The organism is Segatella buccae ATCC 33574, assembly GCF_000184945.1.
Lineage (GTDB): Bacteria > Bacteroidota > Bacteroidia > Bacteroidales > Bacteroidaceae > Prevotella > Prevotella buccae.
In genome coordinates, this window is sequence record NZ_GL586311.1 from 2,938,431 (window position 1) to 2,952,649 (window position 14,219).

Sequence of the window (14,219 nt, forward strand, 5' to 3'; positions counted from 1 at the left end):
TGGGGCTTTTAGGAATATTTTTTCTAATAATCTATAAGGAAAATTACACATTTGTTTGCGTAATATGATTTTTTTACTTACCTTTGCAAACAATTTCATGAAGAGTAACTGATGGAAAGTTATAAAAGCAGGTATCATCTTTTCTTTTTTGCAAGTATTTATCTATAAAATAAGTTACAAAATGAACAAAAATCAAGTTATGAGACAGACTTACGACAAGCCTGAACTTCAACTTTTTAAAGTCCGTATTGTCGGACATTTGTTGGAAGGCTCTACTTCCGGCGGACATGGATCTGCCGATGACGACGAAACTTTGACTGCCAAAAAAGGTTTCTTTTTTGAGAGTGAGAAACAGACTTCGGCAGATCGCAAGAAGCTGTGGGAAGATTAGAGAGAGTAACCAAAGGAATCAGAATTTCAAAAACATTAGAGAAAATGAAGCATTATCAATTATGGGCAGTGTCTGCCATCGCATGTCTTGCGTTGGCAAGCTGTGGTAACGATGACACGGTTCAGGGAGATGGCAGCCAGGGAGAAAAAGAACTCAAGGGCCTGACGGAGTTTGCCGTCAAAGTGACAAACAACCTACCGCCACTCGCACGACAGGCCTTTACACCGGTTCGCGTATAGATTTCTATTGGACGAAAGATGACCGGTTGTGGGTGAACAATACCGCTACATCTACACTTATTCAAAGCACCAGAGACAATATCAATAGCCAACTCATAGCCGGTGGTGTCACAAAGGTGCCCACAGCAAAGTTCTATTTCCCGGGCACATACACGGAGGCCACTTATCCGGTGCGCTATACGGGTTATGGCAACAATGCAGGTGATAAGGTGACAATCAAGGCGGCTCAGGCGCAGACCACGCCTAACGACGGTTCACACATCGGAGCCGATGGCGACTGTGGCACGGCTATCGCTAATAGAGGCGGTGACGGTAAATACACGTTCACACTTTTACACAAGGCTGCCTATCTCACTTTCACTCCCTATTATAGCCACGGTTTTGCAGACGATGTGAAAGTGACACAGATCAAAGTGACAGCCAACGAAGCTTTGGCCGGCGAGTTTGACTTTGATGACAGCGGTATCAAACTCTCGACACGCCCCACTGCAAGTGCGGATAACCGGAGCATCACGCTCACGCTGAATGGTGGAAACGGTTTTGGCATCCCGTCGGCACCCGACTATGCCAAGAATGCGGCCATCATGGTACTTGCCCCCGGCAAATACACCGGCTTCACAGTGGAATACACGCTCTACGACCAAGCGACGCAGGTTGGGGGAACCGTCACGAAAGTGTATGACAAGTTGACCCTCAACGAAGGAAAAAACAGACCGGTGGCTGCCAATCTTGCAGTGACTCACTACAATGCCAATGCCTATTCTATGTGGGATGCCACCCAGTACTATTGGAAAGGATACGAGGACGTTCAGCCTATCCTCAACGGCAAGACAAACGACAATTACCCCAAGAGCACCACGGACCCCCGTTGGTATAATCCGGCTCCTGCTGTCACTCCTCCTGCTTCTGCTAAGTACGATTGCAAAGATTGTCCCAATATGAACGAACTCCGTTGGTATGCCCAGCACGGTGCTCCTCATTGGGATAACAATACCCTTTGGGCTGCAATGAAACATCTACATAAAGGTGGTATGTGGCTGAAGAAGCAGGGTGTCATCGCGGTGGCCAACTCCACAAGCACGGACATCATGAAGAAGATAGCCCCGAATGGTCTTGACTATACCGCTGTAAATAACGGGGCAGCGGCCAAATATACCAACAACTCCATAGAGTCCGGCAAACCGTCTGACATTTCTGACTATTTCTACCTCCCTGCTCTTGGCGATTACTACAATAATGGAGAACTACTGAATGTGGGTATCTCCGGCTCTTATTGGTCGTGTACATCTAATCCGAATGACTCGAATGGAGGAGCGTTCGCTCTTATCATCAGTAAGGAAAAAGTAGAAGCAAGCTTTTTCTTCCGTAAACACGGTTTCTGCATTTGGAAAGCAGATAAAGCTCCTGAAAGTGAGTAAGTGGCGGAGCGCATGACGGCCGAATAGCCCCGGCCCCTATATACTTTTCATCACGGCAGGTACCATATTGCATGGTGCCTGCCGCTTTTTAATTGGTGCCATCGCCATTTCCTTGACTATTTCCTTAACAGGTCTTTTTCCCCAACTTTCCCCACTTATCGTTCGTCGTCTGCATTTTTTTTCTTATCTTTGCAAGGTTTTTAGAATCAATCAAGTATCATTATATTATGAGCAAGCAAGTAGAGAAAATCAAAGAGCTCCTCGCCAAGCGCGAGCAGGCTCGTCTTGGCGGCGGCGAAAAAGCTATCGAGAAGCAGCACGCCCGCGGCAAATACACGGCGCGTGAGCGCATCGACATGCTCGTCGACGCAGGCAGTTTCGAGGAATACGACATGTTCAAGCTCCATCGCTGCCACAACTTCGGCATGGAGAAGAAGCAGTTCCCCGGCGACGGCGTAGTGGCCGGTTCGGCCACCATCGACGGCCGGTTGGTGTATGTCTACGCCCAAGACTTCACCGTCAACGGCGGTTCGCTCTCCGAGACCATGGCCCAGAAGATATGCAAGGTGATGGACATGGCCATGCAGAACGGCGCACCCGTGATTTGCATGAACGACTCCGGCGGTGCCCGCATTCAGGAAGGCATCTCGGCACTGGCCGGCTACGGTGAGATTTTCGAACGCAACATCCTTGCCTCGGGCGTCATCCCGCAGATTTCGGCCATCATGGGTCCGTGTGCCGGCGGTGCTGTCTATTCGCCCGCGCTCACCGACTTTGTGCTGATGATGGAGAACACATCCTACATGTTCCTCACCGGCCCCAAAGTGGTGAAGACAGTGACGGGCGAAGATATCGACGCCGAACACCTCGGCGGAGCCAGCGTGCATGCCACCAAGAGCGGCGTGACACAGTTCACCGCCAAGACCGAGGAGGATGCCATGGCACTCATCAAGACCCTGCTGAGCTACATCCCCTCCAACAACATGGAGGAAGCTCCCCGCACGGAGTGTACCGACCCCATCAGCCGCATGGACGACTCGCTCAACGAAATCATCCCCGACGACCCCAACACGGCCTATGATATGTATAAGGTGATCAGTGCCATCACCGACGAGGGCGAGTTCTTCGAGGTGCAGCCCAAGTTTGCCAAGAACATCATCACCGGCTTCGCCCGCTTCAACGGCCAGAGTGTGGGCATTGTGGCCAACCAGCCCATGGCCTACGCCGGTGTGCTCGATGTGAACGCCAGCCGCAAGGGGGCGCGCTTCGTGCGCTTCTGCGACGCGTTCAACATCCCCATCGTGAGCCTCGTCGACGTGCCCGGATTCCTCCCCGGAACGGGTCAGGAATACAATGCCGTGATTCTCCACGGGGCACAGCTGCTCTACGCCTACGGCGAAGCCACCGTGCCCAAGATCACCATCACCCTGCGCAAGAGCTACGGCGGAAGCCACATTGTGATGGGATGCAAGCAGTTGCGGGCCGACCTCAACTTTGCATGGCCCTCGTCCGAAATTGCCGTGATGGGTGCCAGCGGTGCCGTGGCCGTGCTCAGTGCCCGTGAGGCCAAGGCCAAGAAGGAGGCCGGAGAAGATGTGAAGGCCTTCCTCGCCGAGAAGGAGGAGGAATATACCGAGCTCTTTGCCAACCCCTATCAGGCTGCATCGTTCGGCTATATCGACGATGTGATAGAACCGCGCAACACGCGCTTCCGCATCTGTCGCGGACTGGCGCAGTTGGCCACCAAGCGGCAGAGTCTGCCGGCCAAGAAGCATGGCTGCATGCCCATGTAAGGGCCGCGGGAAAGAGACTGCAAACACAACCATTCAAAGGAGAAAACGACAATGGATAAGAATATCTATGCGGCTATTGCCATGGCTCTTTTCGAGTATCAAGGCAACAACGTACACGACAAGGAGTCGGGCGTCATCACTATCAAGTCCCACTACACGTCGTGGAACGCAAAGTTTCTCACGATGACCGCACATCCGTAAAACAAACAAGAGTCCAAAGATTTTTTTGATTATGAAAGAATATAAGTACACCATCGATGGCAAGGAATACAAGGTGGCCATCGGTGACATTGAGGAGAATGTCGCTCACGTGACCGTGAACGGCGAGGAATTCAAGGTGGAAATGGAGCCTGAGGCTGAGCCCGAAAAGAAGAAGGTGGTGCTTGGCCAACCGGTAGAGTCGACCGACGAGACTGCCACTCCGGCTGCCAATGTCAACACGGCCAATGCCGTGAAGGCTCCACTGCCGGGCACGATCACTTCCATCAACGTGGCCGTGGGCGACGAGGTGAGTGCCGGCGACACCGTGGTGGTGCTTGAGGCCATGAAGATGCAAAACAACATCGAGGCCGAAAAGAGCGGCAAGGTGACTGCCATCTGCGTGAAGCAGGGACAGGCCGTGCTCGAAGAGGACGCACTGGTGGTGATTGAGTAAAAAGACCAAGAGATCCCCCAATCTACAGACCCCCAACCCCCTAAAGGGGGCTTACATCCCTGCAAACAGTTGGATGGTAAAGCCCCCTTTAGGGGGTTGGGGGTCTGTAGATTGGGGGGTATAGCACAAACTATTAAATCTTTCGAAAAAGCCTTACACGGAGTTTTCCCATACTCGCCTTTCCGTGCTTTCCCATCCGCCTTGTTCTCCCTGTCAGGCCCATTAGGTTTCCCGCCAAGTCCAAACGATTTTGCCGGACGGCCACATTTGGAAGTTCGTTTGGGCCGAATGAAAGGTCAAAAGGGCCCCTTATGCACGGCCATTCGGGCCGGATGACACCCCGCAAAGTAGGGTGGAAAGTCCCCTTGGGAGGAGTGGGGACTTTCAGGGCATAAAAAAAGGAGCACCTGCGTGCTCCTTTTGCCATTGCAAAGATACTGCATAAATGGGCACAATGCAAATTGGAAAAGAAAAAAGGAGACAAAACGCGGCCGCCCCCCACAGTCTTTCTCCATATTGCCACCGTATTTTTTCGGCTTTTCTTTGTCTGCTGTGGTCGGGGAAGGGGAAATTCGCATTCACCGATACGCATAAAAAAATCGGAGCCTGCAAGCATCATGCCTGCAGGCTCCGATTGTTTTGTCTATCAAGGTGGGGGAGTGTGGGACTGTTTGCTTTGTCCCTCCGGCCTTGTTCACCTTTCTTTAATCAATTCCAAACGCTTTCTGTTGAGGGAGCCGTGTAGCTCTCTTCCTCCTCATAGTAGAAACCATCTTTACCCAACTGCTGGTGGTCGCCCTCCTGATCGTGTATGCCCATACTGGCCGCCAAGATTTGTTCGGTTTCCAATACTTTCACTTTGATGTTCGGTTGCTGATATTTTTTCATTGTCGTCTTTAGTTTTTGTCAATGGTGATTACTGAATATATTTCTTGCCGTTTTTGATGACCACGCCTTTGTATGAGCGGTCCACGCGCTGGCCTGCGAGGTTGTACACAGCTCCGTCGGCAGCTGTCGGTTTGTCGGCCCGTGTGCCGTCGATGGCTGTTGTCTGGCCGTCGAAGCGGTAGCAGGTCTTGGCTCCTGCGACGCCGGGTTTCACACAGAGATAGGCCTTGTGAGCACCGTTGGTAAATGCTCCGCCGTTGGGCGCGCCCCAGTAGAAACCCACCGAACCTGCGGTGCTGTTGGCGTCGAGCGAGAGCATGTAGTAGCGTTCGCCGCCCTCGGTGGTAGCTTTCTCGTCACTGCCCTTAAGCCAGTTGTCGGCAACGGGAGTACCTGCTTCGGAAGAAACATTGAAAGTGTAAGTCCCGGGGTTGCCATTAAGCAATACGCCCGTGCCTGCCGGGATGGTCTGGCCTTCAGCAAAAGCCTCGTTCATCTTGAACGAACCGTCGGAGAGGCTGCAAGTATAGCCTTTCACGCCTGCGGGCACGGTGAGTGCACGGTCGGAATAATAGAGGGTGGCATAGCCCGTTTCCCCGATAGTCACGCTGACGGAAGTGGGCGCCACTTGCGCTGCGGTGAGCTCGATGTCGTCGAGACGCGAATTGCTGGATTTGGAGTTGGTGAATGTGATATTCAGACTCGGTGTGCCGGTCGGCACGGTGATAGTAACCTTATAGGTTTTGTCCTCCTCCCCGGCAGGTTTACCTACTATAACACCCGTAGTTGTTGATGACAAGGTAAGATTTGTGTTGTTGCTCTTATATTTCAGAATAAGTTCACCAGACTTGCCGTTGAGAGGTATGGTGGCAGAGAAGGAACCAATCTTTGTTTCTTTATTCTTTTTGCCCTTTTGTCCCACGAGTAGTTCGGGTTTTTTACCACCTGCATACATTTTACCTGTAGCATAGATTTTAGTGTCTGATTTTCCATTTTGACATACGTAATTGTACGTCCCTCCTGAGGGCACATCATTGTTTTTGTAGCTGGAAAAATCTTCTTGCCAAATCTGTGCATTGGCAGCCCCACATACTGCCATGAGCAGCATGAGAATTGAAAAACGTAGTTTTCTTTTCATAGAGTTGTTGTGTTGTTAAGTTATTTAATTACTGATTGAGTTGTTGTTATTATTTGATTTCATGACCACTGGACAGCAGCGGATAGATGCGCAACTGTCTGCAATCTTTGTGGCTTTTTCATGGGTCACAACTGCAAAAGTAAGAAAATATTATGAGACGGGCAAGAAAAAAGCAAAATAAATTTAAGCCTCCTCTTTATAATGCTAAGATGCTGAAAGGTTTTGATGTTATTGGGAGCAGGGATTCTCTAAGTCCGGGCCAAGGCTTAATGCGCCCTGTGGGGGCCGTGAGTCGGCGGTTGTGCAGGTGTGCTATTTCATAGGTGTGTAGTCCTCGCTCTTGAGCAGTGCGGAGATGGTCACCTTCTTGTTGCGTGCCATGAAATAGTGTATCATGTCGACATATCTCGACCGGTAGAACTTGCGGCCGAGTGCCTGATTGGTCACCCACATCATCTTGGCCATGTGCAGGTCGCGGTCTATCTGCGGCCGCTGCTCGAAGTCGTTGATGGGGTAGAGGCTCAGCAGATAGAAGCTCAGGCAGTCGGGCACGATGTTTTCGCGCGTCATGCTCTGCCGCTGTGCCGCCGAATAGTATTTCAGATAGAGCGGATAGTCTTCGCCCATATACTTGTCGAGCGAGATGCCCACCGACTTGTCGCCCACGATGATGCTCTGGTCGAGCGCACCTATCTGCGCATAGAACATGGGGCGCCTGAGGTTGGGGATCCACTCCTCGAGCCTCTCGTATGCGCCCTGCAGGTCTTGGTTGATGTCGTCCATGTTGGCATATTCGGCCTCCACGTCGGATATGAGCGACTGTAGCACCGAGTCTTGATAGAACATGAGAAACTTGTTGCTGAGTGTGGGGTCGTTCACTTCTCCCAACCGCAGCATCTTTTCGAGCAGCGTGCGTGTCTCGCTGGGGTAGTCGATGTTCATCTGCTGGAGGGCGGAGAAGTCGCCCGTGGTGAGATAACGGCTTTCGAGACGGTCGTAGCGTTCCACTTGCACGGGGTGTGCAAGTTCGTCGTCTTCGGCAGACCGGAATTTAAATTCGCAGGCTGCACAGAGAAGCACCACCATGACCAATATGAGGGATGTCCGTTTCAATGTTGATTTGTTATCTCATTAATAATTCTTTGCAAATCTACTAATAAATATTGTAAAATCCAAAAGTTTTGCTAAAAATATTAAAATGTTCCGATTTCGTGGACTTGGCGACATGAGCCCCCACGACTATATGTTCGGGCACTACGTGCGCTGTGTGAGAAAGTAGAAAGCGGGGGCGAAACAGGAAAGGCGAAAAATACAAGGCCAAATGTTTGGAAGTTTCGACGGAAACCCGTATATTTGCAATGAGAAAAAGAAATATGGGTCGTGTCGATTCGATCGGGATACTCATCAAATAACATTTACGCCGAGATGACATCTTTTGCCTATGGCGGGCCATATAAATCGCATCTGCGACTAAGCTGCAAAGCCGGTGGATTACAAAAGCGAAGAGCTCTCAAATCATAATGATTACTCGGAGTTTCATCACATCATCGTGCGACCCTTTTTCAGATATAAGACGGAAGGCAGGACTCGTAAAAGCCCTGCCTTCGTTCTTAGAAACGATTTGAAAGATTTATTCAAGAATTTAAAAATTCAAAGATTCAGGGATTGGAAGAAACAAAAGGGAAGACTCTCCCTGCCGTAGGGGCGCAGGGCTTTATGCCTGCCCGCACGCCCGAAGGGCGTATCATAAAAGGTAAAGAGAAGAAAAAGTAAAAAGGTAAAGAATGGGTTTTCCTTAATTTTTCACCTTTTGAATTTTTGAATATTTCAATCTTAAATATAATAAGGTAAGATTATGTTTAGTGGTATTGTAGAAGAGATGGCCACCGTGGTGGACATCAAGAGGTATCAGGGGAATATCGACTTCACGCTCACCTGCTCCTTTGCCCGCGAACTGGGCATCGACCAGAGCATCGCCCATAACGGTGTTTGCCTGACGGTGGTGAAGCTCGACGGCGACAGCTACGTGGTCACGGCCATGAAAGAGACACTCGACCGCTCCAACTTGGGGCTGCTCGAGGTGGGAGACCGGGTGAACGTGGAACGCTCCATGATGATGAACGGGCGGCTGGACGGCCACATCGTGCAGGGGCATGTGGACATGAAAGCCCGATGCACGGACATGCGCGACGCCGATGGCTCCACCTATTTCACTTTCCGCTATGACGCCGACAAGGAGCTGGCCCGCCGCGGCTACTTCACGGTGGACAAGGGAAGCGTCACCGTGAACGGTGTGTCGCTCACCGTGTGCGGGCCCACCGACGACACGTTCACCGTGGCCATCATCCCCTACACGCGCCAAAACACCAATTTCAAAGACATCAGGCCGGGCTCTGTTGTCAACATCGAGTTTGACATTTTGGGCAAATATATCGCAAGATTGCAACATTTCGCATGAAAAAAGAGGTTTATTCCAAACTTATGTTAAATCATATAGCCGGAATAAACCTTTTTTCCGTCTAATAGTCAAAACTCCAAACAACCCAATTGTTTTATGAATAAATTGATAGGAAAGATTTTAGTGGGCGTGGCCATGGCAGGAATGCCGGCACTCACACAAGCCCGGCAATGGACACTTCAAGACTGCATCGACTATGCCTTGCAGAACAACATCTCCATCAGGAAGACCCGTCTTCAGCAGCAGAGCAGCCACGAAGACGTGTTGCAGTCGAAAGCAGCCCTGCTGCCATCGCTCAACTTCTCGACGAGCCAGAGCGTGAACTATACGCCGTGGGTGGAGAGCGGAATCAGCAGCGACGGCTATTCGCGCAGTTCCATCGACAAGTTTTACTACAACGGCTCCTACGGTGTGAACGCCAACTGGACCGTGTGGGACGGAAACAAGAACCGCAACACCGTGAAACTGAACAAGTTGGCCGAAGAACACGCCGCCCTCGACTCGGCCGTGCAGGCCCGCAACATCCAAGAGCAGATAGCCCAACTCTATGTGCAGATACTCTACACCACCGAGGCCATCGGGGTGAACAAGGAGAGCCTGAAGACCAGCGAGGCCAATGAGGAGCGCGGAAAGACCATGGTGGGCGTGGGCAAGATGAGCAAGGCCGACCTCGCGCAGCTCACCTCGCAGCGCGCACAAGACCAATACAACGTGGTGGCGGCTGAGAGTCAGGTGAAAAACTACAAGCGGCAGCTGAAGGAGCTGCTCCAAATCACCGGCGACGAGACGTTTGACATAGCCGTGCCCCCGGCCACCGACGAGATGGCACTGGCCGAGATACCTGCCCTCAACGGGGTCTACACCGCGGCCCTCGACAACCGCCCCGAGCTGAAAGCCTATCAGAACGCCATCGCCCAGAGCGACCTCAACATCAAGATGGCCAAGGCGGGCAAGCTGCCCACCGTGGCCCTGAACGCCGGCATCACCACCAGCACCACTTCGATGAACACGCTCGCGTGGGGCCGCCAGCTCAAGACCAACTTCAACAGCGGCGCCGGCATCACGCTGAGCATACCGCTCTCCGACAACCGGCAGACCAAGACTGCCGTCAACAAGGCCGCCATACAGCGCGAGGCGGCCATGCTCGATCTCAAGAACTCGCAGACCACGCTCTATTCCAACATCGAGAACTACTGGCTGCAGGCCAACACCAACCAAAACCAGTTTAAGGCCGCCCGCGTGAGTTCGGAGAGTGCGCAGACCAGCTACGACCTGCTGAGCGAGCAGTTCCGGCTCGGGCTGAAGAACATCGTGGAGCTGATGACGGGCAAGGACAACCTCATCAAGGCCCGGCAAAACGAATTGCAGGCCAAGTATCTGGCGATATTGAACATCGACCTGCTCAAGTTCTACCAGACCGGCCGGCTCACCGAGTAGGCGACCGGGGACGGCCACGGGCACAGTTCAGGATAACACGACAAACGTAAGGGAACAAACGGCATAATCACACACAATGAAGAATTTGAAGATCAGTAAAGTATGGATAGGCGCAGGCATCTTGGCTATTGTCGCCGCAGCGGTCTGGCTGTTGTCCGGTAAGGAGCAGAAGCAGGACATCAGTTTCACGCAAGAAGCCGTGACCCCGCGGACGCTGCAAAGCAGCATCACCGCCACGGGCACCATCGAGCCCGTGACCTCCGTCACCGTGGGTACGCAGGTGTCGGGCATCGTGAGCAAACTCTACGTGGACTACAACTCGGTGGTGAAGAAAGGGCAGGTGATTGCCGAACTCGACAAGATCAACCTGCTCAGCCAGCTCCACTCAGCCAAGGCCACCCTGAGCAGCAACCAGAGCAACCTTGACTACCAGACGGCCAACTACAAACGCTACCAGACGCTCTACAAGAAAGGCCTTGTGAGTGCCGACGATTACGAGAGTGCTGCCCTTTCCTACCGTCAGGCCCGCGAACAGGTGGCCTCGGCGCAGGAGGAAGTGCAGCGCGCGCAGACCAATCTGGGCTATGCCACCATCACATCGCCCATCGACGGTGTGGTGCTCTCCAAGAGTGTGGAGGAGGGGCAGACCGTGGCCGCCAGCTTCTCCACGCCCGAACTCTTCACCATCGCGCAAGATCTGACCAACATGCAGGTGGTGGCCGACGTGGATGAGGCCGATATAGGCGACGTGAAGGCCGGCGAGCGCGTGACATTCACCGTGGATGCCTATCCCGACGACACGTTTCAGGGCACCGTGAAGCAGGTGCGGCAGGAGGCCACGACGACCAACAACGTGGTGACCTACGAGGTGGTGATCAGCGCCCCCAATGCCGATCTCAAGCTCAAACCCGGACTCACGGCCAACGTGACCATCCTCACGAGCGAGAAGAGCGGTGTGCTCAGCGTGCCGAGCAAGGCCTTGCGGTTCACCCCCACCAAAGAGACCGTGGGCGAAAAGAAGATCGTCGACTGCCGGGGCAAGAACAAAGTGTGGACGCTTGAAGGCAACAACATCGTGGCCCATGCCGTGAGCATCGGGCAGACCGACGGCACCCACACGCAGGTGCTGGGCGGCATCGCACAGGGCCGCAAGGTGGTCACAGCCGTGGAGGTGAAGGGCCCCGAGGACGAGAAGGAGCAGACCACCAGTCTCTTCGGGCCGGGCCCGGGCGGCAGAAACAAGAACAAGAACAAGCAGGGCGGCAAGTAGGCACTGCCACAAGTAGGTTTCAGCTTATGGATAACAACAGAGAGAAGGGCAGCGACGACCGCAAGACGGTCATAGAGCTTGACAACGTGAAGCGCGAGTTTGTCGTGGGCGACGAGGTGGTGCATGCCCTGCGCGGCGTGAGCTTCAAGATATACGAGGGCGAGTTTGTCACCATCATGGGTAAGTCGGGTTCCGGCAAGTCTACGCTGCTCAACCAGTTGGGCTGCCTCGACACCCCTTCGAGCGGTGAATACTACCTCGACGGCGTGCCGGTGCGCCGGATGTCGCGCTCGCAGCGTGCCGTGCTCCGCAACCGCAAGATAGGTTTCATCTTCCAGAACTACAATCTGCTGCCCAAGACCACAAGCATCGAAAACGTGGAACTGCCGCTGATGTACAATGCCGAGGTCTCTGCCGCCGAGCGGAGGGAGCGCGCCGTGGCGGCACTGAAGGCCGTGGGGCTCGGCGACCGCCTCACGCACAAGAGCAACCAGATGTCGGGCGGACAGATGCAGCGCGTGGCCATAGCCCGCGCGCTGGTCAACAATCCGGCCGTGATACTCGCCGACGAGGCCACGGGAAACCTCGACACGCGCACTTCTTTCGAGATACTCGTGCTCTTCCAGCGGCTCCACGCCGAGGGCCGCACCATCATCTTCGTGACCCACAACCCCGACATTGCCCGCTATTCGAGCCGCAACATACAGCTGCGCGACGGGCGGGTGATCAGCGACGAGTGCAACAACGACATACAGAGTGCCGCCGAAGGACTGGCGGCCCTGCCTGCCGACAGCGACGAATAACCCTCTAACGAGAAGCAGCAGACATGAACTATTCCAATCTTTTCAAGATAGCCCTCAGGGCCATAGCGGCCAACAAGATGCGCTCCTTTCTCACGGCGCTGGGCATCATCATCGGCATCGCAGCCGTGATCACCATGCTGGCCATCGGGCAGGGCACCAAGCAGAGCATCAAGAGCAACATCTCGGAGATGGGCTCCAACATGATTATGATTTCGCCCGGAGCCGATATGCGGGGCGGCGTGAGACAGGACGCTTCGTCGATGGAGACGCTCAAGCAGGCCGACTATGAGAGCATCAAGGACGAGTGCAACTACATCTCGGGCATCAGTCCCACGGTGAACAGCTCCGGGCAGTGGATCTACGGCAGCAACAACACGCCGTCAAGCATCTACGGCGTGAACCGCGACTATCTCCGCATACGCCAGTTGAGTGTGGCCGACGGCGAGATGTTCACCGAAGCCGACATCAAGTCGGCTGCCAAGGTGTGCGTGCTCGGGCAGACCATCGTCGACAATCTCTTCCCCGACGGCAGCGACCCCGTAGGCCGGGTGGTGCGCTTCAACTCCATCCCCTTCCGCGTGGTGGGCGTGCTGAAGAAGAAGGGCTACAACTCGATGGGCATGGACCAAGACGACCTGGCCCTCGCGCCCTACACCACCGTGATGAAGCGCATCCTCGCCCAGACCTACTTGCAGGGCATCGTGTGCTCGGCTGTCACCGAGGAGGCGTCCGAACCGGCCCAAGACCAGATTTCGGAAATCCTACGGCGCAACCACAAGCTGAAGGATGCGACCGACAACACCGAGGCTGATGACGATGATTTCACCATCCGCAGTCAGGAGGAGATAGCCAGCATGATGGACTCCACCATGACCACACTCACCATCCTCCTCGGTTCGGTGGCCGGCATCTCGCTTCTCGTGGGCGGCATCGGCATCATGAACATCATGTATGTGAGTGTCACCGAGCGCACCCGCGAAATCGGCCTGCGCATGAGTGTCGGTGCCCGCGGCACCGACATCCTCAACCAGTTCTTGATCGAGGCCATCATGCTCAGCGTCACGGGCGGCATCATCGGCGTGCTCTTGGGCGTGGGCATCTCGCTCGGCATACAGTCGCTGGCCCATCTGCCCGTCGTCATCGAGCCGTGGAGCATCATCATGAGCTTCGCCGTGTGTACCTTCACGGGTGTCTTCTTCGGCTGGTATCCGGCCAAGAAAGCCGCCCGGCTCGACCCCATCGAGGCCATACGCTACGAATAAATAATGCAATCAAAATATATCCTATCATCACAATCAACCAAAGTTATGGAACCAAACGAAAATGCAAGAAGGATAGAGACAATCAGGAAAGACAGGTTTATCTATGTGAACAGTGATTACAAACTCGTGCAGATATGTCTCGACGACATTCTTTTCATCATGGGGCAGAAAGACTATGTGCGCTTCTTCCTCGACGGGGGCAAGAAGTCGGTGCTGTGTCTGATGAACATGAAGAAACTTGAGGAGTTCCTTCCCCACGAGGAGTTCAAGCGCGTACACCGCTCCTACATCGTCAACATGGCCAAGGTGCGGCTCATCGACCGTTTCCGCCTGGCTTTCGGCGACACGTTCATCCCCATTTCCGACACCTATAAGGAGGAGATACAAGACTACATCGACGCGCATACGTTGCAGTAGAAGACCAAAAAACAAAAAACCACGGACCCCCCATCCCCCCTAAAGGGGGC

At 53.8% G+C, this 14,219-nt stretch carries 15 protein-coding genes; 12 read left to right on the forward strand and 3 right to left on the reverse strand.

Annotated features, from left to right (window positions below):
- Positions 1 to 181 precede the first annotated feature (181 nt).
- The 6 genes from HMPREF6485_RS11640 to HMPREF6485_RS11655 all read left to right on the forward strand — a co-directional run bounded on the left by HMPREF6485_RS11640 (position 182) and on the right by HMPREF6485_RS11655 (position 4,496).
- Positions 182 to 391 (forward strand): hypothetical protein, encoded by a 210-nt coding sequence (locus tag HMPREF6485_RS11640; RefSeq protein WP_004346737.1) that lies wholly within the window; start codon positions 182 to 184, stop codon positions 389 to 391.
- Complete coding sequence (locus tag HMPREF6485_RS14410; protein ID WP_248622314.1) at positions 379 to 630, forward strand: hypothetical protein; 252 nt, start codon at positions 379 to 381, stop codon at positions 628 to 630. The genes HMPREF6485_RS11640 and HMPREF6485_RS14410 overlap by 13 nt, the downstream gene beginning before the upstream one ends.
- A gap of 32 nt (positions 631 to 662) precedes the next feature.
- Complete coding sequence (locus tag HMPREF6485_RS11645; protein ID WP_004346739.1) at positions 663 to 2,048, forward strand: hypothetical protein; 1,386 nt, start codon at positions 663 to 665, stop codon at positions 2,046 to 2,048.
- A gap of 227 nt (positions 2,049 to 2,275) precedes the next feature.
- Complete coding sequence (locus tag HMPREF6485_RS11650; RefSeq protein WP_004346741.1) at positions 2,276 to 3,841, forward strand: acyl-CoA carboxylase subunit beta; 1,566 nt, start codon at positions 2,276 to 2,278, stop codon at positions 3,839 to 3,841.
- A 51-nt stretch (positions 3,842 to 3,892) separates the two neighbouring features.
- Entirely contained in the window at positions 3,893 to 4,042 is a 150-nt protein-coding gene (locus HMPREF6485_RS14195; protein WP_004342361.1) for a hypothetical protein, read from the forward strand.
- A gap of 31 nt (positions 4,043 to 4,073) precedes the next feature.
- Positions 4,074 to 4,496 carry a biotin/lipoyl-containing protein gene (locus HMPREF6485_RS11655; protein WP_004342360.1) on the forward strand — a complete coding sequence of 141 codons (423 nt, stop codon included), beginning with the start codon at positions 4,074 to 4,076 and terminating at the stop codon, positions 4,494 to 4,496.
- A gap of 708 nt (positions 4,497 to 5,204) precedes the next feature.
- On the opposite strand, the gene HMPREF6485_RS11665 is transcribed toward HMPREF6485_RS11655, so the two are convergent.
- From HMPREF6485_RS11665 to HMPREF6485_RS11675, 3 genes are all read right to left on the reverse strand, one after another.
- Positions 5,205 to 5,384 carry a hypothetical protein gene (locus tag HMPREF6485_RS11665; RefSeq protein WP_004342359.1) on the reverse strand — a complete coding sequence of 60 codons (180 nt, stop codon included), beginning with the start codon at positions 5,382 to 5,384 and terminating at the stop codon, positions 5,205 to 5,207.
- A 28-nt stretch (positions 5,385 to 5,412) separates the two neighbouring features.
- Complete coding sequence (locus tag HMPREF6485_RS11670) at positions 5,413 to 6,522, reverse strand: hypothetical protein (RefSeq protein ID WP_004346748.1); 1,110 nt, start codon at positions 6,520 to 6,522, stop codon at positions 5,413 to 5,415.
- A 312-nt stretch (positions 6,523 to 6,834) separates the two neighbouring features.
- A complete protein-coding gene (locus HMPREF6485_RS11675) occupies positions 6,835 to 7,635 on the reverse strand; it encodes a gliding motility protein GldB-related protein (RefSeq protein ID WP_004346751.1) in 801 nt (266 codons plus the stop codon).
- Positions 7,636 to 8,377: 742 nt separating this feature from the next.
- Between HMPREF6485_RS11675 and HMPREF6485_RS11680 the strand changes: the two genes are divergently transcribed.
- From HMPREF6485_RS11680 to HMPREF6485_RS11705, 6 genes are all read left to right on the forward strand, one after another.
- Positions 8,378 to 8,980 (forward strand): riboflavin synthase, encoded by a 603-nt coding sequence (locus HMPREF6485_RS11680; RefSeq protein ID WP_004346755.1) that lies wholly within the window; start codon positions 8,378 to 8,380, stop codon positions 8,978 to 8,980.
- A gap of 96 nt (positions 8,981 to 9,076) precedes the next feature.
- Positions 9,077 to 10,417: a TolC family protein gene (locus HMPREF6485_RS11685; RefSeq protein ID WP_004342353.1), complete on the forward strand. Its 1,341-nt coding sequence runs from the start codon at positions 9,077 to 9,079 to the stop codon at positions 10,415 to 10,417.
- 76 nt (positions 10,418 to 10,493) lie between these two features.
- The gene (locus HMPREF6485_RS11690; protein WP_004346756.1) at positions 10,494 to 11,687 is read left to right on the forward strand and encodes an efflux RND transporter periplasmic adaptor subunit; all 1,194 of its coding nucleotides are present in this window, start codon (positions 10,494 to 10,496) and stop codon (positions 11,685 to 11,687) included.
- A gap of 26 nt (positions 11,688 to 11,713) precedes the next feature.
- Positions 11,714 to 12,490, forward strand: coding sequence for an ABC transporter ATP-binding protein (locus HMPREF6485_RS11695; protein ID WP_004342349.1), 777 nt, complete (start codon positions 11,714 to 11,716; stop codon positions 12,488 to 12,490).
- 23 nt (positions 12,491 to 12,513) lie between these two features.
- Positions 12,514 to 13,752 carry an ABC transporter permease gene (locus HMPREF6485_RS11700; RefSeq protein ID WP_004346757.1) on the forward strand — a complete coding sequence of 413 codons (1,239 nt, stop codon included), beginning with the start codon at positions 12,514 to 12,516 and terminating at the stop codon, positions 13,750 to 13,752.
- 45 nt (positions 13,753 to 13,797) lie between these two features.
- Positions 13,798 to 14,169: a LytR/AlgR family response regulator transcription factor gene (locus HMPREF6485_RS11705; RefSeq protein ID WP_239664145.1), complete on the forward strand. Its 372-nt coding sequence runs from the start codon at positions 13,798 to 13,800 to the stop codon at positions 14,167 to 14,169.
- Positions 14,170 to 14,219 lie beyond the last annotated feature (50 nt).